Annotated in this window: 18 protein-coding genes; 8 read left to right on the forward strand and 10 right to left on the reverse strand. The window is 69.0% G+C overall.

Annotation, left to right across the window (positions count from 1 at the left end; genetic code table 11):
* Position 1: 1 nt before the first annotated feature.
* Together accB and aroQ are read right to left on the reverse strand one after the other, a co-directional pair.
* Positions 2-514 (reverse strand): acetyl-CoA carboxylase biotin carboxyl carrier protein, encoded by a 513-nt coding sequence (gene accB, locus ACETK8_RS09520; protein ID WP_374039254.1) that lies wholly within the window; start codon positions 512-514, stop codon positions 2-4.
* Between the two features lie 25 nt (positions 515-539).
* Positions 540-1001: a type II 3-dehydroquinate dehydratase gene (gene aroQ / locus ACETK8_RS09525; RefSeq protein WP_374039255.1), complete on the reverse strand. Its 462-nt coding sequence runs from the start codon at positions 999-1001 to the stop codon at positions 540-542.
* A gap of 115 nt (positions 1002-1116) precedes the next feature.
* Here aroQ and thiS point away from each other — a divergent pair, with 115 nt between their 5' ends.
* The 5 genes from thiS (at position 1117) to ACETK8_RS09550 (ending at position 7086) form a co-directional block, all read left to right on the forward strand.
* Positions 1117-1314 (forward strand): sulfur carrier protein ThiS, encoded by a 198-nt coding sequence (gene thiS / locus ACETK8_RS09530; RefSeq protein ID WP_374039256.1) that lies wholly within the window; start codon positions 1117-1119, stop codon positions 1312-1314.
* A gap of 183 nt (positions 1315-1497) precedes the next feature.
* Positions 1498-3912, forward strand: coding sequence for a membrane-bound PQQ-dependent dehydrogenase, glucose/quinate/shikimate family (locus ACETK8_RS09535; RefSeq protein WP_374039257.1), 2415 nt, complete (start codon positions 1498-1500; stop codon positions 3910-3912).
* Between the two features lie 42 nt (positions 3913-3954).
* Positions 3955-4749 carry a thiazole synthase gene (locus tag ACETK8_RS09540; protein WP_374039258.1) on the forward strand — a complete coding sequence of 265 codons (795 nt, stop codon included), beginning with the start codon at positions 3955-3957 and terminating at the stop codon, positions 4747-4749.
* 57 nt (positions 4750-4806) lie between these two features.
* The gene (locus ACETK8_RS09545) at positions 4807-5307 is read left to right on the forward strand and encodes a DUF3224 domain-containing protein (RefSeq protein WP_374039259.1); all 501 of its coding nucleotides are present in this window, start codon (positions 4807-4809) and stop codon (positions 5305-5307) included.
* A gap of 72 nt (positions 5308-5379) precedes the next feature.
* The gene (locus tag ACETK8_RS09550) at positions 5380-7086 is read left to right on the forward strand and encodes a hypothetical protein (RefSeq protein ID WP_374039260.1); all 1707 of its coding nucleotides are present in this window, start codon (positions 5380-5382) and stop codon (positions 7084-7086) included.
* A 2-nt stretch (positions 7087-7088) separates the two neighbouring features.
* Here the strand turns inward: ACETK8_RS09550 and ACETK8_RS09555 are convergent, their stop codons facing one another.
* From ACETK8_RS09555 to ACETK8_RS09580, 6 genes are all read right to left on the reverse strand, one after another.
* Positions 7089-7496, reverse strand: a complete 408-nt coding sequence (locus ACETK8_RS09555; protein ID WP_374039261.1) for a hypothetical protein — start codon at positions 7494-7496, stop codon at positions 7089-7091.
* A 134-nt stretch (positions 7497-7630) separates the two neighbouring features.
* Positions 7631-8206 carry a hypothetical protein gene (locus tag ACETK8_RS09560; RefSeq protein WP_374039262.1) on the reverse strand — a complete coding sequence of 192 codons (576 nt, stop codon included), beginning with the start codon at positions 8204-8206 and terminating at the stop codon, positions 7631-7633.
* 135 nt (positions 8207-8341) lie between these two features.
* Positions 8342-9295 (reverse strand): hypothetical protein, encoded by a 954-nt coding sequence (locus tag ACETK8_RS09565; protein ID WP_374039263.1) that lies wholly within the window; start codon positions 9293-9295, stop codon positions 8342-8344.
* Positions 9296-9432: 137 nt separating this feature from the next.
* Positions 9433-10233: a thioredoxin domain-containing protein gene (locus ACETK8_RS09570; protein WP_374039264.1), complete on the reverse strand. Its 801-nt coding sequence runs from the start codon at positions 10231-10233 to the stop codon at positions 9433-9435.
* 21 nt (positions 10234-10254) lie between these two features.
* Positions 10255-11679 carry a M48 family metalloprotease gene (locus ACETK8_RS09575; RefSeq protein ID WP_374039265.1) on the reverse strand — a complete coding sequence of 475 codons (1425 nt, stop codon included), beginning with the start codon at positions 11677-11679 and terminating at the stop codon, positions 10255-10257.
* 63 nt (positions 11680-11742) lie between these two features.
* Positions 11743-14397 carry an Rne/Rng family ribonuclease gene (locus ACETK8_RS09580; protein ID WP_374039266.1) on the reverse strand — a complete coding sequence of 885 codons (2655 nt, stop codon included), beginning with the start codon at positions 14395-14397 and terminating at the stop codon, positions 11743-11745.
* 504 nt (positions 14398-14901) lie between these two features.
* On the opposite strand from ACETK8_RS09580, the gene ACETK8_RS09585 reads away from it, so the two are divergent.
* Positions 14902-16125, forward strand: coding sequence for an N-acetylmuramoyl-L-alanine amidase family protein (locus ACETK8_RS09585; RefSeq protein WP_374039267.1), 1224 nt, complete (start codon positions 14902-14904; stop codon positions 16123-16125).
* Between the two features lie 15 nt (positions 16126-16140).
* On the opposite strand, the gene ACETK8_RS09590 is transcribed toward ACETK8_RS09585, so the two are convergent.
* On the reverse strand, positions 16141-16425 hold the full coding sequence (locus tag ACETK8_RS09590; protein ID WP_374039268.1) for an addiction module antidote protein: 285 nt from the start codon (positions 16423-16425) through the stop codon (positions 16141-16143).
* Positions 16426-16716: a type II toxin-antitoxin system RelE/ParE family toxin gene (locus ACETK8_RS09595; RefSeq protein WP_374039269.1), complete on the reverse strand. Its 291-nt coding sequence runs from the start codon at positions 16714-16716 to the stop codon at positions 16426-16428.
* A 99-nt stretch (positions 16717-16815) separates the two neighbouring features.
* Here ACETK8_RS09595 and ACETK8_RS09600 point away from each other — a divergent pair, with 99 nt between their 5' ends.
* Positions 16816-17520, forward strand: coding sequence for an exonuclease domain-containing protein (locus ACETK8_RS09600; RefSeq protein ID WP_374039270.1), 705 nt, complete (start codon positions 16816-16818; stop codon positions 17518-17520).
* Between the two features lie 54 nt (positions 17521-17574).
* Positions 17575-20001, forward strand: a complete 2427-nt coding sequence (locus ACETK8_RS09605; protein WP_374039271.1) for a penicillin-binding protein 1A — start codon at positions 17575-17577, stop codon at positions 19999-20001.
* The last annotated feature ends 59 nt before the right edge of the window (positions 20002-20060 follow it).

The following is a 20060-nucleotide window of genomic DNA, read 5'->3' on the forward strand; positions in this document are numbered from 1 at the left end:
CTTACGCCTCGAGGACGACGAGGGCTTCGCCGTACTCGACCGGCTGGGCGTCGCCGACCAGAACCTCGGCCACGACGCCGTCGCGCGGGGACTGGATCGGGTTCATCGTCTTCATGGCCTCTACGATCAGCAGGGTCTGGCCCTTCTTGACCTTGTCGCCGACCTTCACGAAGGGCGGAGCCTCGGGCGAGGCCTGCAGATAGGCGGTGCCTACCATCGGCGACTTCACCTCTTCGCCCGACCGGGCGACGATGGTGGCCGGGTCCGACGGCATGGAGGCCGGAGCGGCGGGGGCAGCGGCGGCGGGCGCCGGGGCGAAGGCGGCTTGAGGCGCGGCGGCGTACTGGACGGCCGGTGCGGCGACGATCTCACGGGCGACGCGGATACGCAGTTCGCCGCGCTCGACCTCGATCTCGGTCAGCGAGGTGTCGTTGAGAATATCGGCCAGCTGGCGAACCAGGGTGGTGTCGATCTCGGTTGCGGGCTCGTTGTCGAGTTTCTTGTCGGTCGCCATGGGAGCTATGCCTTGTGGTCTGGTTTCAACGGGCTGGCGTTGCGGAGCGTTCCCGCGCCAGCCGGAGGGCGGCCTTGACGGCCAGTTCGTAGGAATGGGCGCCGAAGCCCGAGACTATGCCCGTGGCCGCCAGCGAGACGTAGGAGTGACGCCGGAATTCCTCACGCGCGGCGGGGTTCGACAGATGGCACTCGACCACCGGAATGGTCAGGGCCTTCAGGGCGTCCAACAGGGCGACGGAGGTGTGGCTGTAGGCCGCCGGATTGATGACAAGAGCCGAGGCTTCGGTCCGGGCCTCCTGGATCCAGTCGACCAGTTCGCCCTCGTGATTCGACTGGCGGAACACCACGGTCGCGCCGTCCGCCGCCGCCTCGCACAGGGCCTGGACATCGGCCAGGGTCTCGCGTCCATAGATATGCGGCTCCCGCACCCCCAGAAGGTTGAGGTTGGGGCCGTTCAGGACGTAGAGGACCGGGGTTTCGGGCATTCGCTCCGGATGGGCTGGCGAAGAGCCGGGCTCTTCGGTGGGCGGGCCTTTTAGCGGAACGGCGTCGCTCGTCAAAGCCGAGGTGCGCCGCATAAGGTCAGGTTGACGTAACGACATGCGTATTCAAGTCAACGGCGATGAGCGGGACGTGACCGCGACCACGGTTCTGGCCCTGGTCGAGGAGCTGGGCTTCGACGTCCGCAAGGTGGCCGTGGAGCGCAACCTGGCCATCGTGCCGAAGTCCCTGCATGCGACCACGCCGCTGGAAGACGGGGACCGGATCGAGCTGGTTCAGTTCGTCGGCGGCGGCTGAAACCCTGCGTGATCGCGGACCTCCGAACCGTCCAGAAATCAGATTTCCCTGTCTGCGCGGGCGGTTGGCAACATCCCTTGTTACTGAACCAGGCCCCGGCTGCAAAAAGGTGAGTTCTGCTCGGGAACCCGGCCCATGAAGGCGTGTTCGCCCCTCGGTCACTGTCACGGTAGGAGAATCCCGATGCCGCTTGGTCGTGATCCGAAAGGAGCCGCCGAGTGGGCGGTTGGGGCGCTCGGCGTCATATTGACGCTCATAGGCGTGGTTCTGGTCATCGGCGGCGGCATGCTGATCGCCGCGGGCGGGTCCTGGTACTACCTGCTGGCGGGTCTCGGGCTGGTCGCCTCGGGCGTGCTGGTGTTCCGGCAGGAGTTGCTGGGCGCCTGGACCTATGTCGGGGTCTTCGTCGCGACGGTGCTGTGGGCGCTGTGGGAGGTTGGGCTGGACAGTTGGGGGCTGGTGCCCCGCGTCGTGGCGCCTGCGGTGCTGCTGGCCTTCATCATCCCGTCCCTGCTGGTCCTGAAGGGCGGGCGCGAGGGCCGGAAATGGGCCATCGGCGGCGGCGTCGCCTTCGTCGCCATGGCCGGCGTGTCCAGCGTCGTGGTGGCCCAGGCCAACCAGTTCCATGTGGACGGCGCCCTGCCCCGGGCGGGCGTGGCCCAGTCCAGCGATCCCGACGCCATTCCGGTCGGCGCCGACTGGCCCGCCTATGGCGGCAGCTATCACGCGCAACGCTATTCCAGCCTGAACCAGATCACGCCTGAGAACGTCGGCAAGCTGGAGCGGGTCTGGTCCTTCCATACCGGCGACCTGCCGGGCGACCGTCCGGGCGCGCAGAACAAGTATGCGTCGGAGAACACGCCGCTGAAGATCGGCGACACCCTGTATGCCTGCACGGGCAAGAACATGGTGGTGGCGGTCAACGCCGCGACCGGTGAAACCCGCTGGCGCTTCGACCCCGGCGTGGATGACGCCTCCATCCCCTACACGGCCGCCTGCCGGGGCGTGAGCTACTTTGTCGTTCCGAACGTCGAGGCCGCCCAGCCCTGCGCCACCCGCATCATCTGGGGCACGCTGGACGCCCGGATCATCGCCGTGGATGCCCGCACCGGTCAGCGCTGCGCCGCCTTCGGCCGGAACGGCGAGGTCAACACGGCCGAGGGCATGGGCCAGACCGTCCCCGGCATGATCTCCATCACCTCGGCCCCGACCATCGTGCGCGGCGTGGTGGTGACAGGTCATCAGATCCTGGATGGCCAGCGCCGCGATGCGCCGTCCGGCGTGATCAAGGGCTTCGACGCCGTCACCGGTGCCCTGCGCTGGGCCTGGGACATGAACAGCCCGGAGACGAACACCACGCCGGCCAATGGGGTCTATACCTTGGGCACGCCGAACATGTGGACCACGGCCTCGGGCGACGAGCGTCTGGGTCTGGTCTATCTGCCGTTGGGGTCGACGGCCGCCGACTACTGGTCCTCGGACCGGACGGGCCAGCAGCTGGATTATGCGACCTCTCTGGTGGCGCTGGACGTCTCGACCGGCAAGCCGCGCTGGCATTTCCAGACCGTGCACCACGACGTCTGGGACTATGACCTGGGCTCGCAGGCGACCCTGGTGGACTTCCCGACAGGGGCGGGCACGACGCCGGCCGTGGTCCTGCCGTCGAAACAGGGCGACATCTATGTGCTGAACCGCGAGACGGGCCAGCCCCTGGCCGGCGTCGGCACGATCAAGGCCCCGCAGGACGGTCTGGAGCCGCAGATGCGGACCCCGAGCCAGCCGGTGTCGCTGTTCCACACCCTGCGCCGCCCGGCCGATCTGACCGAGCGCCAGATGTGGGGCATGTCGCCGATCGACCAGATGGTCTGCCGCATCCAGTTCCGGAACGCCGCCTATGACGGCTTCTACACCACGCCCCGCGCCGACCGGCATTACATCCAGTATCCGGGCTACAACGGCGGTTCGGACTGGGGCGGGATCTCCATCGACCCGGTGCGCGGCGTGATCGTGGCCAACTACAACGACATGCCGAACTATAACATCCTGGTGCCCCGCGCCGAGGCGGACCGTCGCGGCTGGGTCCCGCGCGGCGAGCCGAGCGCCCGCAAGGGCGGGCCGGAAGGCGCGGGCGACCCGCAGGTCGGCGTGCCCTATGCGGTTTCGGTCAACGCGGGCTGGCGCATGCCCTTCACCGGCCTGCTCTGCAAGGAGCCTCCGTACGGCGGCATCCGCGCCATCGACCTGCGCACGGGCCGTCAGATCTGGGACCGTCCGCTGGGCACGGCGCGCAAGAACGGGCCGTTCGGCGTGCCCTCCGGCCTCGGCATCGAGATCGGGACGCCGAACAACGGCGGGGCCGTGGTCACGGCTTCGGGCCTGATCTTCATCGCCGCAGCGACCGACGACCTGATCCGCGCCATCGACCTCAACACCGGCAAGACCGTCTGGACCGCGCCCTTGCCGGGCGGGGGACAGGCCACGCCGATGACCTATGAGGTCAACGGTCGCCAGTTCGTGGTCATCGCGCCGGGAGGCCACCACTTCATGGAGACCCCCGTGTCGGATGAAGTGATCGCCTACGCCCTGCCGGAGGCCTGACGCCGGTTTCGCCTGAAGCCGGAGGCGAGTAGGAACGGGGACATGAACGCTCATGTCCCCGTCACCGCATCCGATACCTGGACCGTCGCCGGTCGCACCTTCAACTCGCGCCTGATCGTCGGCACCGGCAAATACGCCGACTACGCCCAGAACGCCGCCGCCGCGGAAGCCGCGGGGGCGGAGATCGTCACCGTGGCCCTGCGCCGGGTGAACCTGAGCGATCCGTCCCAGCCGATGCTGGTCGATTATCTGAAGCCGGATCGCTTCACCTTCCTGCCCAATACCGCCGGGTGCTTCACGGGCGAGGACGCCGTACGGACCCTGAGGCTGGCGCGCGAGGCGGGGGGCTGGGATCTGGTCAAGCTGGAGGTGCTGTCCAACTCGGCGCACCTCTATCCCGACATGGTTGAGACGCTCCGGGCGCTGGAGATGCTGGTCAAGGACGGGTTCGACGTGATGGTTTACTGCACCGACGACGTCGTGATGGCCAAGCGACTGGAGGAGGCGGGGGCCGCCGCCATCATGCCGGCCGCCGCGCCCATCGGCTCGGGCCTGGGTCTGCAGAACGCCGTCAATGTGCGCCTGATCGTGGAACAGGCGACGGTGCCAGTTCTGGTGGACGCAGGCGTGGGCACGGCGTCGGATGCGACGGTGGCGATGGAACTGGGTTGCGACGCCGTCCTCACCAACACCGCCATCGCCGGAGCCAAGGACCCGATCCGGATGGCGCGGGCGATGAAGCACGCGGTCATCGCCGGGCGCGAAGCCTATCTGGCCGGGCGTATGCCCAAGCGGATGTACGCCGATCCCTCGTCGCCTCTGGCCGGTCTGATCTGAGCTTGACGGAACGCCGGTCCGGAGACAGGATGTTCCTGTAATGTTCCAGAGGCGTCGATGCGAACCCTGACCTTCAGAGGTTATCTGGCCATGGCCGTCGTGGGCCTTCTGGTCGCGGTCGGCTGGATGGCCGCCGGGACCGTCAGGGCTCAGGAGGCAGGGGTGCGGCATGCCACGGGTACGTTCGAGGTCTCGGTCACGCCGGCCGATCCGGAGGTGAAGGAGGCAGGGTTGGGGCTGTCGCGCTACAGCCTGTCCAAGACCTTCACCGGCGGAATGAGCGGGGTCAGCGTGGGGCAGATGCTGGCGGGCGGGCCGTCCGACGACGTCGGGACCTATGTGGCGCTGGAGCGGTTCGTGGGCACGCTGGACGGGCGGGAAGGGGCCTTCCTGCTGGCTCACCGCGGCGACATGAATGCGGGGGGCTATACGCTGTCGATCACGGTGGTTCCGAACTCGGGCACGGGGGCGCTGGAGGGGATCAGCGGGGACTTCGCCCTCACCATCGCGGGCGGGGAGCATAGCTACGACCTGAGCTACAGCCTGCCGCCGGAGTGACGCGCGGCGTCGCGCGGGGTTGGAAGGCGGGCGGGCATCGTGCAGGGTCCGGGGCGGATCAGGGGGAAGACGATGCGACTGACACTGCTCACCTTCACGGCTGCCGCCCTGTGTCTGGCGGGACCGGCCGCCGTCGCCGACGCCACCTCGGCCATGGCGGATGCGGAGGCGAGCGCCTCCCTGCTTCAGAACCCGCGCGGGTGCGGGCGGGTCGGGTCGGTGCTGGACGCCTCGGCCGAGGGCCAGATGGTGATGGTGCCCGGCTTCGGCGAGGCGACCTTCGCCGTCGACACCGATAGTCCGGAGGCCCAGGCCTGGTTCGACCACGGGGTGCGACTGCGCTGGGCGTTCGAGCACAAGGAGGCGGTGCGGGCCTTCCGCCGGGCCCGGTCCATCGATCCGGAGTGCGGCATGTGCGCCTGGGGCGAGGCCTGGGCCATCGGGCCCAATCTGAACGGCGGCGGCAAGGATGAGGCCTCGATCCGGGCGGGCCGCGACCTGGCCCAGCTGGCGCGGCGGAAGGCGCGGGGCGCGACCCCGGTCCAGCGCCAGATGATCGACGCCCTGATTCAGCGCTACTCCGGGGCCAAGGCCAGCCAGGGCGTCCGGTTCGCCCGGGCCATGGACCGGATCGTGCGGCGGAACCCGACCGATCCGATGATCGCCGCCACGGCCGCCGACGCCTGGATGCTGCAGGCCGACGAGTGGTGGGACGACGAGGGCAAGGCCGCCGACCAGGGCATCACCCGCGCCATGGAGATCCTGGAGACGTCGCTTCAGACCTCGCCCGACGATCCGGGCACGATCCACCTCTACATCCATCTGACCGAATGGTCCGACGACCCGCACAAGGCCATTCCCTATGGCGAGCGGCTGGCGCGACTGGCGCCCTCGGCCAGCCACCTGGTGCATATGCCGTCGCACACCTTCTATCGGGTGGGGCGGTATCGGGATGCGATGAACTCCAACGTCGAGGCGGTGGCGCTCGACAAGCGGTACGACGAACTGGCCGCGCCTCCGGGCGGGATCACGGGAATGCCGCTGCACGCCCACAACATCCATTTCGGCATGGGCGGAGCCCTGATGGCGGGCGGGGCCGAGGCGGGGCTGAAGCTGGCCGACGGCTTCCTGGCCACCTATCCCGACATCCCGGCCGACAATCAGTGGCGTCAACTGATGGCCAACGACGCCTATGCCATCTACGGCCGGTTCGGCTCGGCCGCCCAGGTGGCGGCGCTGGAGCAGCCGCCGGAGACGAAGCCCCTGCTGCGCGCCAGTTGGCATTACGGGCGGGGCGAGGCGGCGGCGCGGGCCGGGGATGCGGCGACCGTCAGAGCCGAGGCCGAGGCCATCAAGGCGATCCGGGAGGGCGAGACGATCACCGGGGCCCAGGCCGACGACATGAAGCGGTTCGTCGAGGTGTCGCAGCGGGTGCTGGAGGGGCGGGCCGCGATGATCGAGGGCAACGCCCCCGCCGCCATCGCCGCCTTCACCCGCGCCGCCGAGATCCAGGGCATGGAGGAGGAGGGGGGCGATCCGCCGATCATCTGGTTCCCGACCCGCCGCAGCCTGGCCGCCGCGATGCTGGCCAATGGCGACGCCGCCGGGGCCAAGGCCAAGGTGGAGGAGCTGCTGACCGACTGGCCGATGGATCCCTACAGCTATTTCGTGCTGGCCGAGGCGGAAGCCGCGCTGGGGAACACGGCGGCGGCGCAAGCCGCGCGGGAGAAGGCGCGCGTCGAGTGGATCGGCGGGGAGATGACGCTGAAACTGGCCTGAGGCTAGCGCCGCGTCATCGCGACGGAGCCGATGTGACCGCCGACGGGCAGGAAGCGGACGCTGAGCCGGACGGCGCCGGCGAAGCCGGTTCGGGTCCGCTCGGCGATGTCGAAGACCATCCGGGCCGCGCCGGGCGTGGTCAGGCTGAGGCGGCCGTTGCGGAGGCGGCAGTCCGCCGGATCGCCGCGCAGAGTGCAGGTCAGGCGGCCGGTCGGCTGACCCCGGACGGTCAGGGGCAGGTCGTCATCGTCCATCTGGACCGTGATCGTCGTGCCCTGGCGTTCGGCCGGGGTGATGACGAGGGTCCAGTCGCCGATCACGTCCCGGTTGGTCAGGGGCGCGGTCTGGGCGAGAGCCGGACTGCCGATGGCGAGGGTCAGGACGGTCGTCGCGATGATCCGTTTCGCCATGTCCGATCCCTTCCCAGCCTGAAGGCAGCCTCCGACGTTCGGGACGGCAGGGCACGTTAATCTTTGGAGAGGTTGGTCCGTTTCGTCCGGACGAACCGAACCGGACGAAACGGACGAAACGGACGAAAGAAGGGTCAGCCCGCCGGCTTCGCCTCCGGCCTCACGGGCCTGTTCGCCGGGGGTTTGGACGGCAGCTCGCCGAACGTCTCGGTGAGACGGTTCAGATAGGCGGCGCGCAGGTGGTCGATGCCGCGGAAGGCGGAGGAATCGCTTTCCAGAGGCCCGTTGCAGTTGCTGACCATTTGAACCAGCCGCATCCAGGCGAGGGCCTGTTGCGGGCGGTCGACGGCGGCGTTCTCGGCCGCCTGACGGAAGGCGAAGCGGCGCAGATCGCCGCCGCTCGGATTGAACAAGAGGCCGAAGCGGGAGAAGGATTCGGCCTGATCCACTTCGCCCAGGGCGGGATCGCGCGCGATCTCCTCCTCCTTCGTCCGGCCCTCGGCCATCCAGGGCGGCGCCTCGCCAAGCGGGCCGGGCATGAAGTCCGGGCGACGCCAACCCTCCATCGCGGCGCGGCGGCGGATGCTGCGCTCGGTCGTGCCGTAGCGTTCGGCGATGACGGCGGCGCCGGCACCGGCGAGGAAATCCTCGCGGGCGGCGGCCCAGGCTTCGGGGGTGAGGCGGGGCGGTCGGGGGTTCGTCTGTTCCATGCCCGCCAGTGTCCGCCCGTTTCAGACTTGGGCAGGCATAACGGCTCTTAAAAGTTCGGGGTGTTGAATCGAAAGGGGTTTGAGGACGATCCTTTGCCAACTTCGGCCCGATCGTCGACATGGAACGACCGTGCTTCAGTCGGTCGCGGCGTCACCGAACGCCTGCTCCTCGGCGCGCCTGCCGGCCTCCGCAAAGCCATCCACCCGCGCACGAAACACCGCCTGCATCTCTCGCCATGACTGGAGCTGGTCGAGGCGGTGGCTGAACGTCCACATGGCGCCGTCGGTGTAGAACCTGTGCTGGCAGGACATCGGATTGCGTTGGGTCTGGGGCGTGCAGAGCACGACAGTATGCGGCACGCCCCGCTCGTCGCGGCCGACGAAAAAGGTAAAGCCGTCCTTGTCCGGCCGTAGCGTTGGGCGGGATCCGGCGCTGTCGAGATCCTGCGGCTCCCTTCGCTCCAGCAAATCCAGCATCCATTCGGACGACCTGAACTCGACCGAGTTTCCGAACCGCATCCGGCTTTCCTGTCCTTCGTCCGGCACTGGCAGAAAGTCCGGCGTGCTGGCCTGGAAGAAGAGGCTGCGCTGTGAGACCTGGCCCCGGAAGTCGGGAGCGATCAGGTAAGAGCGGTCGCCGATTCGAACGAAGGCTCCGTCCGGTTGTCCGACCCGCGCTCGGTCCGGCCACCATGTCATGCGCTGTGTGAAGTTACGCCTGGGCAGGCACCGTATCGTCACATCCGCCGCAGCCCGGTCGGGCAGGAAATCCCACTGCTCTCGCGCCCGCGACCAGTTGTAGAGGGTCGGACCCGGCTGGCCGTCCACGACAAGCACGCCATGAAACAGACCGCGACTTTTCGATTTCATGGCGAACGGGGACAGGGCGTTCAGGCCGAGGGCGGGCTTGTATCCGCGCCGCTGGCCCCCGGTCTGTATGCAGAAAGGCTGCTGGCCCGCGAAAACTGCCGCCGACCGCGCGACGTCGAGCGAGCCCATCGCACTCCAGGCCATGAGGCCGAGCATGACCAGAACCGGGGCAAGCAGCAGCACCAGCGGCAATAGCCATCGTGGGTTGCGAGGCTCCATTCCGGACGATGCTCCGCCTGAGCCCCGGATGGCGCGGAAACGCGCGTCGGTCGGCCGAGACAACCCTACATCGTCAAGATGAAGGGTTTCTCAGCGTGCGGTGAAGCGGGGCGAGGTGGAAAAGGGCGTCTTGGCGATCAGGCGGCCTTGGCCGCCGCGATGGCTGCGGCGACCTCCTGAGGGCTGATGCTGGCCGTGGTCTTGCCGTTGATCAGGAAGGTGGGAGTGCCGACGAGGCCGAGGGTGGCGCCGGTCGTGTGGATGTCGGCCAGGAGACGGTCCGTGCCGGTGTTTCCGATGACCGCAGCCGCCTGATCCAGGGCGACGCCGTTCTGGGCCAGGACCTGGTCCACGGCTTCGCGCGTCAGGCCGTTCGTGGCCATCAGGGCCTGGTGGACGGCCAGGTATTTGCCCTGAGCGTGGGCGGCCAGCGCGGCGCGGGCGGCGTAGTTGGAGGTGGTGTCGTCGCCCCGGTCCAGGATGGGCCACTCCTTGAAGACGAAGCGGACGTCGGGGTTGGCCTGCATCAGGGCGGCGTAGTCGGCGGCCACCGCCTTGCAGCCCGGGCAGCGGTAATCGAAGAACTGGACCACCGTGACCTTGGCGTCGGCGGGGCCGAAGGCCGGATCGCGCGCGTCGGGGGCCATCAGGGCGGCGTTGGCGGCGACGGCGCGGTTGATGGTCTCGACGCGGTTGTTTTCCTCGGCCGCCTGACGGGCCTGGACGGCCTCGTCCAGCACCTGGGGGTTGGAGATCAGATAGGCGCGGACCTTGCCGCCGAAATCGCCACCGGTCAGGTAGGGGGCCGCCGCGAGACCCAGGGCCAGGATCGAGACCCCCAGGGCCGCCGCGCCGCCGCGACCCGAACCGAACCAGACCAGGGGATCGCGCGAGACAGGCTTTGCGTCCGTGGCGGGGACGGGAGTTTCGTCGGTCATGAGGCTCTCAAAACGTGGGGATCAGGCGCCGGGCGGGGCGATGACGGTCTGGCGTTGGCGGCGCTGTTCGTTGCGCCGGTCGACGTCGGCGATGTCGTCCATCGTGGCGCCCGAAGCCAGCACGATGTCCATGGCGCGACGCCATTCGTTGGAGCCCTGAGGCAGCATGTCGCGCGCGCGCAGGGCGAACTGGGTGGACTGTTCCTCGGCCCCGGCGGCGAAATAGTATTCGGCGGAGGCCAGGCGGGCCTCGCCCTCCTTGCCTTGCGAGGCATAGGCCTGACCCAGCAGGCGCCAGGCCAGGGTGTTGTCCTCCTCACGGGCGGTGGCGCGCTTCAGCTGGTCGACCGCTTCGTCCAGATTGGCCGAGTCGTTGGTCTCGATCAGGGCGTGGGCCAGGTTGATGCGCAGCAGCGGCGCCTCGGGCTTCAGGCGGACGGCCTCGCGGTGGGCGTCGATGGCCTCGCGCGGGCGGCCTTCCTCGAACAGGATCTGACCCTTGAGCTCCCAGAGGTAGGGGTTGGAGACGTCGTCGGCGATCAGGGCGTCTGTGGCGTCCAGGGCGCGCTGCGTCTGGCCGTCGCGATACCAGGCGATGGCGCGGGCGTAGCGGGCGGGGAAGGAGGTGTCGCTCTCCAGATAGGTGCGCAGGGTCTGGGTCGGCGGGTCCATGAAGGCGTGGATCTTGGCCAGGATCAGGGCGTGCTGGGCCAGACGCTCGGGGCTGTCGCGATGGCCGAAGTGGGCGGCCGCCTCGACCGGGCGGCGCAGGGCGTCGATCCGCTGGCCCGACAGCGGGTGGCTGCGGAAATAGGGATAGCGGCGGGCGTCGGAGAAGACTTCCTGGCTGCGGAAATTCTCGAAGAACTCGACCAGGCCCTTGCCGGACTCGCCGGCGGATTCGAGCCCGCGCGCGGCGGTGATGTCGGCCTCGCCTTCCTGGCCCTGCAGATAACGCAGGGCGCCCAGGGTGCCGAAATACTGACCCGAGCCCAACAGGGCGGCGCCCGCGCCGGGCTCGCCGGCGGCGATGGCCAGGGCGCCCAGGGCCATCGACATCAGGAAGGGCTGCATGCCCGCCGCCTGGGCGCCGTCGCGCAGGGTGTGGCGGTTCTTGATGTGGCCGGCCTCGTGAGCGACGACGCCGAGAAGCTCGTTCGGTGTGCGGGTCCGCAGGATCAGGCCGGTGTTCAGCCCCATGATCCGCCCGCGCGTGGCGAAGGCGTTCAACTCCGGATCGTTGACCAGCAGGACCTCGACCTCCGAGGGCTCCAGACCCATGGCGTCGAAGACCGGGTCCGACCAACTGCGGATGATGCCCTCGATCTCGGTGTCGCGGATGGTCGACTGGGCCGAGGCGGGGCCGGCCGCCGCCATCGCGAGGACGGCGGCGGACGCGGCGATCCAGCCGAGCACGGAGGACGCGATGCGGGTGGGTCGGAACATGGCGAACTCCCTACCTACGACGCCCCCCCGGCGCTTCTTGAGCCTTAACCTAGGCGCGGCCGATCACAAGCGCCACCATCCCCGTTTCGGTTTGGCCGGCGGAGCGGTGATCTGGTTCGGATCTGCGGCGATGATGGCCGACAGATCGGCCTCCGGCGCCGGCGGGGCGGCCTCCTCGGCGGCGACCAGGGTTTCCGGGGCGACCGGGGTCGGCTCGACCTCGGGCTCCGGTTCCGGGGCAGGGGCCAGCTCGGGTTCGATAGCTGCGACCTCCGGCTCGGGCGAGGGCGAAGCCTCTTCCGTGGCGACGGCTTCCGTCTCGACGGCCGAGGCGGCGGTCTTGCGGCGGACGCGGCGACGCTGGGGCTCGGCGACGACGACCGGGGCCGGCTCGTCCGAGGCGCCTTCCGGCAGGATCACGGCCATCGGGGCGTCGGGATCGCCGTCGGCGGGCATGCCTTCGTTGGTGGCGCGGGCCTCGACCTTCAGATCGTGCGGGGTGGCGCGTTCGCCGCCCCGGCCGCGACCGCGACGACGACGACGCGAACGACCGCCTTCGCGATCCCCGGCGGTTTCGCCCTCGGGGCGTTCGCCGACGCGTTCCTCGACATCGTGGGCGGCCTCGGCGTCGCGGGCAGGAGCCGGCTGATGCTCGGCGCGCGGGGCCGGGTTGATCGGGTCGAACCAGACGTAAGGGTCGTCCAGCGACGGGGTGCGGCCACGGACCCAGAAGAAGGCGCCGGAACCGGCGTTGGAGCCTTCGCCGTCCTCGCGGATGCGACGACCGCCGCGACGGCCGCGACGGCGGCGACGGCCGGCCTCGCTGTCGTCGTCGTCGCCTTCGGCGTCCGCGGCGACCGGAGCGGATTCCTCGTCGCGACGGCCGCCGCGACGGCGGCGACCCCGGCCGCGACCGCGATCGCCGTCGTGACGCTCGGCCCGTTCGCGCGGTTCATCGTCGTCGGAATCCTCGCGATCCAGGGCGTCGTCGTCCTCGTCGTCGAAGATGATGTCGTCCTCGTCGTCGCCGTCGTCCTCGTCGGCGAAGGCGCTGTCGTCGAAGCCGTCGTCCAGATCGGCCAGGGTCAGGGAGGCTTCCGGAGCGACGAAGTCCTCATTGGTCTCGGTGCGCTCGATGGCGCTCTCGCCCTGACCCATGCGGTCGTCGATCTGGATGATGACGGCCAGGCCGCGACGTTCCAGCAGACGCTGCAGGTAGTCGCGCTTGTGGTTCAGGATGTAGAGGGCGACGGCCGAGGAGACCTTCAGGTTGATCGAGCCCGCGCCGTTCTTGCCGGCCTCGATGTCCACGGCGCGCAGCACCATCAGGGCGGCGGATTCGGCCGAGCGGACGCGGCCGGCGCCCTGGCAGTGGGGGCAGATCTCGGTGGCGCCTTCCAGCACGCCCAGGCGGCGACGCTGGCGGCTGATCTCCATCAGGCCGAAGGAGGAGATGCGGCCCATCTGGATACGGGCGCGGTCCTCGGAGAGGGCGTCCTTCAGGATGCGCTCGACCGTGCGGTTGTTCTTGCCCTCATCCATGTCGATGAAGTCGATGACGACCAGGCCGGCGAGGTCGCGCAGACGCAGCTGGCGGGCGGCCTCGACGGCGGCCTCGCAGTTGGTCTTGAAGGCGGTGGCCTCGACGTTGCGCTCCTTGGTGGCGCGGCCGGAGTTGACGTCGATGGCGACCAGGGCCTCGGTCTGGTTGATGACCAGATAGCCGCCGGACTTCAGCGGCACGACCGGCTGGTGGATCTGCGTCAGCAGCTCCTCGATGCCGTTGGAGGCGAACAGGGGCTTGGAGCCCTGATAGAGGTGAACCTTCTTCGCCTGCGAGGGCATGAGCACCCGCATGAAGTCGCGCGCTTCCTTGAAGCCCTCGACGCCCTCGACCTGGATGCCGTCGAAATCCTTGTCGAACATGTCGCGCACGGCGCGGCGGACGAGGTTCTCTTCCTCATAGATCAGGGACGGGGCGTGGGAGGCCAGCGTGGTCTCGCGGATCGTTTCCCACAGGCGCAGCAGATATTCGTAGTCGCGCTTGATCTCGGCCTTGGTGCGCTTGGCGCCGGCCGTGCGGATGATCAGGCCCATGCCGCGCGGCACGTCGAGCGCGGCCGCGGCGGCCTTCAGGCGCTTGCGGTCCGAGGCCTGGGTGATCTTGCGCGAGATGCCGCCGCCCTTGCCGGTGTTGGGCATCAGGACGCAGTAACGGCCGGCCAGCGACAGCCAGGTGGTCAGGGCCGCGCCCTTGCCGCCGCGCTCGTCCTTGACGACCTGGACCAGCAGGATCTGGCGGCGCTTGATGACGTCCTGGATCTTGTAGCGGCGCATGAGGCGACGCTTCAGGCGTTCTTCCTCGGCCAGGCCGCCTTCCGACTCGCCGTCGTCCGAATCGCGGACGTGGTCGTCGTGATCCTCATCCTCGGCCGAGGGCGCCTCGGCCATGATGGCTTCGCGGTCGGCGGCCGGGATCTGGTAGTAGTCCGGGTGGATTTCGTTGAAGGCCAGGAAGCCGTGGCGGTTGCCGCCGTACTCGACGAAGGCGGCCTGAAGGCTGGGCTCTACGCGGGTGACCTTGGCGAGGTAGATGTTGCCGCGCAGCTGGCGCTTGGTTTTCGACTCGAAGTCGAATTCCTCAACCTGGCGGCCGTCCACGATAGCGACGCGGGTTTCTTCCGCGTGCGCTGCATCGATAAGCATCGTCTTTGACATTGAAGGTATCTCTCTGGCGCGCTCTGCCGAGACCTGAATAGGCCGGGGCGGCTCGCCGAACGGGGTAAGGGGCGGACGCGTGCGTCATCCCGTCGTCGCGAGCGACGACTGCGACCGGCCCGAAACGGGCTGACGGTTCAAGGGAGAGGCAGGCGGGTTTGCCCATGGGTTCTGGTCGTCCTGAACCCGTGCCGACAGGCGTCGCGAGGTTCGGTTCGGATAAGCCCGGCTCCGTCGATCATTTGGCCAGGCGAGCGCTGGTCCGGTCGATCCGCGAAAACGGGAAGTCGGCGCCGCGCCGGGGCCGCGCCGATCCGACGGAGCGGCGGCGCGATCGTTCGCGGACGAATACAAGCATAAGCATGCCGTACGGGAATGGAAAGGCGGCGTTCCGCTTTCGATCGCGGCAAGGCGTGGGGAGCGAAGGAAAACGCCCGCGCTTAACCCAATCCAAACCGCCCTCTGTCACAAAGGCCCCAACAAAGAAGGTGGGTCGCCGTCAGAATGAACGGTCGTGTGCGTTTCAACCTGTCAGCCTGGGGCCCGCGCGAGTGGGCCATGACGGCGCTCGCCCTGTTGGTGCTGGGCGCTGTCCTGCTGATCTCCACCCGCGGTCTGGCGGCCGGGGCGAGCGGCGACGTGCGCGGCGTCCGCTTCGGCGGCGACGTGCAGCGGACGCGGGTGGTCATCGACCTGGACCGGTCCGCTCGCGGCGAAGTGATCGAGGGCGGGGATCGCGGTTCGGTCGTGGTGACCCTGGCGGGCGTCGGGGCCGGTCGCGGCGTGGACGGTTCGGGCTCTGGGCTGGTTCGCGACTGGCGGGTCAGCGCGTCCGGCACGGCGTCGCGCGTGCAGCTGGGCCTGGCGCGGAACGCCCGGATCGAGCGCCGCTTCCTGCTGCCGCCCGGCGACGGAGTGGCTCACTATCGTTATGTCATCGACATCGCCGCGACGGGCTCGGCCCCGGTTCCGGCGGCAGAGCGTCAGGCGCCGCGCCCCGAACAGCGTCGGGCCGAACGTCCCCTGATCGTCATCGACGCGGGCCACGGCGGCCGCGACCCCGGCGCGCGCGGCGCGCATCGCAACGAGAGCGAGGTCACCCTGGCCGCCGCGCTTGCCCTACGCGACGAGTTGAACCGCACGGGTCGGTATCGGGTGATGCTGACGCGCGAGACCAATGTCTATGTGGACCTGTATCGCCGCGTGCGGATCGCGCGTCAGGCCGATGCGGACCTGTTCATCTCCCTGCATGCCGATGCGGGCGCCGATCCGGCCACGCGCGGGGCCTCGGTCTATACCCTGTCGGAGCAAGGGGCTTCGCGCGCGGTGCGTGAAGTGACGCGCAGCGACGACTGGCACCGCGACCTGCACCTGCCGGGGCGCGACCCGTCGGTGGACCGCATCCTGCTCGACATGACCCAGCGCGCGACCCAGAACCGTTCGGCCCAGTTCGCGCGGGTGCTGCTGAGCCATCTGGAAGCCGCCGACCACCCGCTGCTGCGCCGCAGCCACCGTGACGCCGGTCTGGCCGTCTTGCTGGCGCCCGACGTACCGGCCGTGCTGCTGGAGATGGGGTTCATCACCAATCCGGACGACGAACGCTCGCTGGGCGACACGGCACAGCGCCGCCGACTGGTCCGCGCCGTGGCCGAGGGCATCGACCGGTACTTTCGCGGGCCCTCCGCCCTGCAGATGGCGTCGAACGGGATTGCGGCCGGCCAGCCCTGACGGCCTAGGCTCGGTTCATGCGGGTTGTAGTGACAGCTTCAACCCAAGAGCCCTGGTGATTTTCAGCACATTGGCGAAGCTGGGATTCCCGTCTTCGCCGAGCGCCTTGTAGAGCGACTGTCGCGCCATGCCGGTTTCCTTGGCCAGCGCCGACATGCCGCGCGCGCGCGCCACCACGCCCAGAGCGTCGGCGATCTCGGCAGGATCGCCGTCCGCGAAAGCGCCCTCCAGATAGGCGGCGGCGGCTTCCGGCGTGTCCAGATAGTCGGCGGGATCGAAGGGGGTGGTGTCTCCAGGCATCTAGAACTCCTCGGCCAAGGTCTTGGCCCTGCGGATGTCGCGGTCCTGACTGTCCTTGTCGCCACCACACAACAGGATGACGAGAACCGCGCCGCGTTGAACGAAATAGACCCGAAAGCCGGGCCCGTAGGGGATGCGAAGCTCGCTGACGCCTTCGCCGACAGGCTTCACGTCGCCGGGATTACCCAAGGCCAGCCTGCGAACTCGGCGCGCGACTTCGGCCTTGGCTCTGATATCCCGGAGGCGCGACAGCCAATCCTCGAACTCGGGCGTCTGGCGGACCTCGATCATCTGTCGTCTATAGCTGACACTTGGTCGCCTGACAACCACAGATGACACGAGCGAGCTTCGGCGGGTGATCTTGCCGCCTGGCGCCCCTATATCCCTCGCATGCGTCTGCGCGTCATCGATCTGGAAACCACGGGCGGAGACCGGACCTCGGAGATCATCGAGGTCGGGATCGTCGATGTCGTGCGGGACGGGGAGGGGTGGAGCGCCCGGCCGCCGGTTTCGAAACTGTTCCGGCCCCGTGGCGAGATCTCGTTCCACGCCATGGCGGTGCATCATCTGACGCCGGACCACTTCTGCGAGGCCGATCCGCACTGCGACGAATATGCGCTCCGGGCCATGTTCGCCGAACTGGGCCCCGCCGACGTCATGGTGGCCCATGCGGCGCGGTTCGAACGGAGCTTCATCGCCGATACGGCGCACGGCGGCCTGCCGTGGGTATGCACCGTGCGGTCGGCGAAACAGGCCTGGCCGCAGGCGCCGGGGCATTCCAATCAGGTGCTGAGATACTGGCGCGGTTTCCGATTGGATCCTGCATTGGCCGATCCGGCGCACCGGGCAGGGCCGGACGCCTGGGTGACGGCGCACATCCTGATGGACCTGCTGAAGGAGCATTCGGTCGAACGGATGATCGAATGGACCGCCGCGCCGCGCGAGATGGCCACCGTGCCGTTCGGCAAGCACCGCAAGAAGCCCTGGGCGGAGGTGCCGCACGACTATCTGCGCTGGATGGCGAGCCAGAACGACATGGATGTCGATGCGGTCACAGCCGCGCGCGCAGAGCTGGAACGACGAAAAGTCGGCTAGCCCCGCATCCCGGCGCGGGCTACATCGGGCGACGCGCGTAGTCGGAGAGTCTGGGTGAAGGTTGCCGAACGTTGGTTCGTGATGGCGGGCATCGGCCTTTTGGGCGCGATCGCTCTCGCGGGGCTGGTCGTGGCGATCTACGCCGCCTGGCTGTTCCATGACCTGCCCGACGCGTCCGAGCTGGCCGACTATCGGCCGCCGACCGCGACGCGCGTCTATGCCGGCGACGGCACCCTGATCGGGGAGTTCTCGGACGAGCGCCGCATCTATGTGCCCTATGAGCAGATCCCGACGCCGGTCGTGCAGGCCTTCCTGGCCGCAGAGGACCGCAACTTCTTCCAGCACGGGGGCATCGACGTCTCCGGTCTGGGCCGGGCCATGTTCAAGAACGTCTTCAACTTCGCGACCGGCCGTCGACTGGAAGGCGGTTCGACCATCACCCAGCAGGTGGCGAAGAACGTCCTGCTGACGAACGAGTCGACGCTGGGCCGCAAGCTCAAGGAAGCCATCCTGTCCAGCCGTCTGGAGGCGACGCTGTCGAAGGAGCAGATACTCGAGCTGTATCTGAACGAGATCTTCCTGGGCTATCGGTCGTACGGCGTGGCCTCGGCCGCCTACAACTATTTCGGCAAGTCGCTGAACCAGCTGACGCCGGACGAGGCGGCCTTCCTGGCGGCCCTGCCCAAGGGGCCGAACAACTACCATCCGAAGCGCCACCCCGAGGCGGCCCTGGGTCGTCGGAACTGGGTGCTGGGCGAGATGGCGCAGAACCAGTTCATCACCCAGGCCCAGTATCAGGAGGCGGTCGCCCGCCCTCTGAACACCCGCGATGCGCCGCGCCGGGCCGAGTATCAGGACGCCGACTTCTTCGTGGAGGAGGCGCGTCGTCAGGCCGCCGCCAACCCGGAGTGGGGCGCCCAGTTGAATGCCGGCGGCTTCTATATGCGGACGACGCTGGACCCGACCCTGCAGTCGGCGGCGCGCGACGCCCTGATGCGGGGGCTTGAGAACTACGACCGTCGTCACGGCTGGCGCGGCGCATGGGGCACGACCGATTTCGCGCCCGGCTGGCAGGCCGTGGCCCTGCGTGAACAGAGCCCGCCGGAACGCCGCGAATGGCGCGCCGCCGCCGTCGAGAGCGTGGCCGGCAACAATGTCCAGATCCGCACGGCGCGGGACGATGCGACCGGGACCCTGATCGCGGCCGACGCCGCCTGGGCCAACGCCAACCGCCCGCTGAAGCGCGGCGACCTGATCTTCGTCGAACCCCGCAACGGCCAGTTCGCCCTGAAGCAGATCCCGGCCGTCAACGGCGCCATGGTCGCCATCGAGCCGCAGTCGGGCCGGGTGCTGGCGATGGTCGGCGGCTACTCCTATGCCCTGTCGAGCTTCAACCGCGCGACCCAGGCGCGTCGCCAGCCGGGGTCGTCGTTCAAGCCGTTCGTCTATGCGGCCGCGCTGGAGGGGGACTTCACCCCGGCGTCGATCATTGTCGACGGACCGATCAGCTTCGCCGGCGGGGCCAACGGCCAGCGCTGGACGCCCGAGAACTACAGCCGCCGCTACTATGGCCCCTCGACCCTGCGTCGCGGTCTGGAGCTGTCGCGGAACGTCATGACCGTGCGCCTGGCCAACTCCATCGGCATGGACAAGGTGGTCTCCCTGGCCGAGCGGATGGGCGTGGCGGACAATCTGCAGCCGAACCTGTCGGTGTCGCTGGGGGCGGGCGAAGTGACCGCCTACAACCTGACCGCCGCCTATTCGGCCTTCGTCAACGGCGGGCGGCGGGTCACGCCTTACCTGATCGAATACGTCCAGGACCGCGACGGAGAGACCATCTATCGCGGCGACCAGCGCCGTTGCCGCGAGTGCGGACGCGCCTTCTCGGGCCAGGCCTCGCCCTTCCTGGAGCCGCGTGGGACCCAGGTGATCGACCCGATCACGGCCTATCAGATCTCCTCCATGCTGGAAGGCGTGATCCAGCGCGGTACGGCCGCCTCGGCGCGCGGCCTGGGCCGCTGGGTCGGCGGCAAGACCGGCACGACCAACGAGTACCGTTCGGCCTGGTTCGTGGGCTTCACCACCGACATCGTGGTCGGGGTCTACATCGGCTTCGACGACAATCGCTCGCTGGGGTCCGGCGAGGCCGGCGCCTCGGCCGCCGTGCCGATCTTCACCGACTTCATGCAGGTGGCCCTGAGGGAGCGTCCGGCCCGTCCGTTCGTCCGTCCGCGCGGCGCGATCTTCCGCACCGTGAACGGCATCGAGGAGGCCTTCCGCCCCGGCACCGAACGCCGCCGCGAGGAAGAGCACCGCGAGGAAGGCCCCGCCGTGCCGGTCGGCCCGCAGAACTACAACGACATCATCCGTCGCGAGCGGGAAGCCGCGGCCGGCCCGAACACCGCGCCGTCCGCTCCGCCGCCGTCCGCGCCCCCGCCGCCGAGACAGGAACCGGCGCGGGATCTGGATGGGCTGTTCTGAGGCAACAGGGATCAGGCAATAGGCAACAGGAGATCGGGGCGAGCTGAATAGCTTCTGTT

Source organism: Brevundimonas staleyi (genome assembly GCF_041893865.1).
GTDB lineage: Bacteria > Pseudomonadota > Alphaproteobacteria > Caulobacterales > Caulobacteraceae > Brevundimonas > Brevundimonas staleyi.

What these genes read in the sequence shown, in the direction of transcription:
- accB (WP_374039254.1), bottom strand. Translation starts at nt 514, where the DNA reads ATGGCGACCGACAAGAAACTCGACAACGAGCCCGCAACCGAGATCGAC.
- aroQ (WP_374039255.1), bottom strand. Translation starts at nt 1,001, where the DNA reads ATGCCCGAAACCCCGGTCCTCTACGTCCTGAACGGCCCCAACCTCAAC.
- thiS (WP_374039256.1), top strand. Translation starts at nt 1,117, where the DNA reads ATGCGTATTCAAGTCAACGGCGATGAGCGGGACGTGACCGCGACCACG.
- ACETK8_RS09535 (WP_374039257.1), top strand. Translation starts at nt 1,498, where the DNA reads ATGCCGCTTGGTCGTGATCCGAAAGGAGCCGCCGAGTGGGCGGTTGGG.
- ACETK8_RS09540 (WP_374039258.1), top strand. Translation starts at nt 3,955, where the DNA reads ATGAACGCTCATGTCCCCGTCACCGCATCCGATACCTGGACCGTCGCC.
- ACETK8_RS09545 (WP_374039259.1), top strand. Translation starts at nt 4,807, where the DNA reads ATGCGAACCCTGACCTTCAGAGGTTATCTGGCCATGGCCGTCGTGGGC.
- ACETK8_RS09550 (WP_374039260.1), top strand. Translation starts at nt 5,380, where the DNA reads ATGCGACTGACACTGCTCACCTTCACGGCTGCCGCCCTGTGTCTGGCG.
- ACETK8_RS09555 (WP_374039261.1), bottom strand. Translation starts at nt 7,496, where the DNA reads ATGGCGAAACGGATCATCGCGACGACCGTCCTGACCCTCGCCATCGGC.
- ACETK8_RS09560 (WP_374039262.1), bottom strand. Translation starts at nt 8,206, where the DNA reads ATGGAACAGACGAACCCCCGACCGCCCCGCCTCACCCCCGAAGCCTGG.
- ACETK8_RS09565 (WP_374039263.1), bottom strand. Translation starts at nt 9,295, where the DNA reads ATGGAGCCTCGCAACCCACGATGGCTATTGCCGCTGGTGCTGCTGCTT.
- ACETK8_RS09570 (WP_374039264.1), bottom strand. Translation starts at nt 10,233, where the DNA reads ATGACCGACGAAACTCCCGTCCCCGCCACGGACGCAAAGCCTGTCTCG.
- ACETK8_RS09575 (WP_374039265.1), bottom strand. Translation starts at nt 11,679, where the DNA reads ATGTTCCGACCCACCCGCATCGCGTCCTCCGTGCTCGGCTGGATCGCC.
- ACETK8_RS09580 (WP_374039266.1), bottom strand. Translation starts at nt 14,397, where the DNA reads ATGTCAAAGACGATGCTTATCGATGCAGCGCACGCGGAAGAAACCCGC.
- ACETK8_RS09585 (WP_374039267.1), top strand. Translation starts at nt 14,902, where the DNA reads ATGAACGGTCGTGTGCGTTTCAACCTGTCAGCCTGGGGCCCGCGCGAG.
- ACETK8_RS09590 (WP_374039268.1), bottom strand. Translation starts at nt 16,425, where the DNA reads ATGCCTGGAGACACCACCCCCTTCGATCCCGCCGACTATCTGGACACG.
- ACETK8_RS09595 (WP_374039269.1), bottom strand. Translation starts at nt 16,716, where the DNA reads ATGATCGAGGTCCGCCAGACGCCCGAGTTCGAGGATTGGCTGTCGCGC.
- ACETK8_RS09600 (WP_374039270.1), top strand. Translation starts at nt 16,816, where the DNA reads ATGCGTCTGCGCGTCATCGATCTGGAAACCACGGGCGGAGACCGGACC.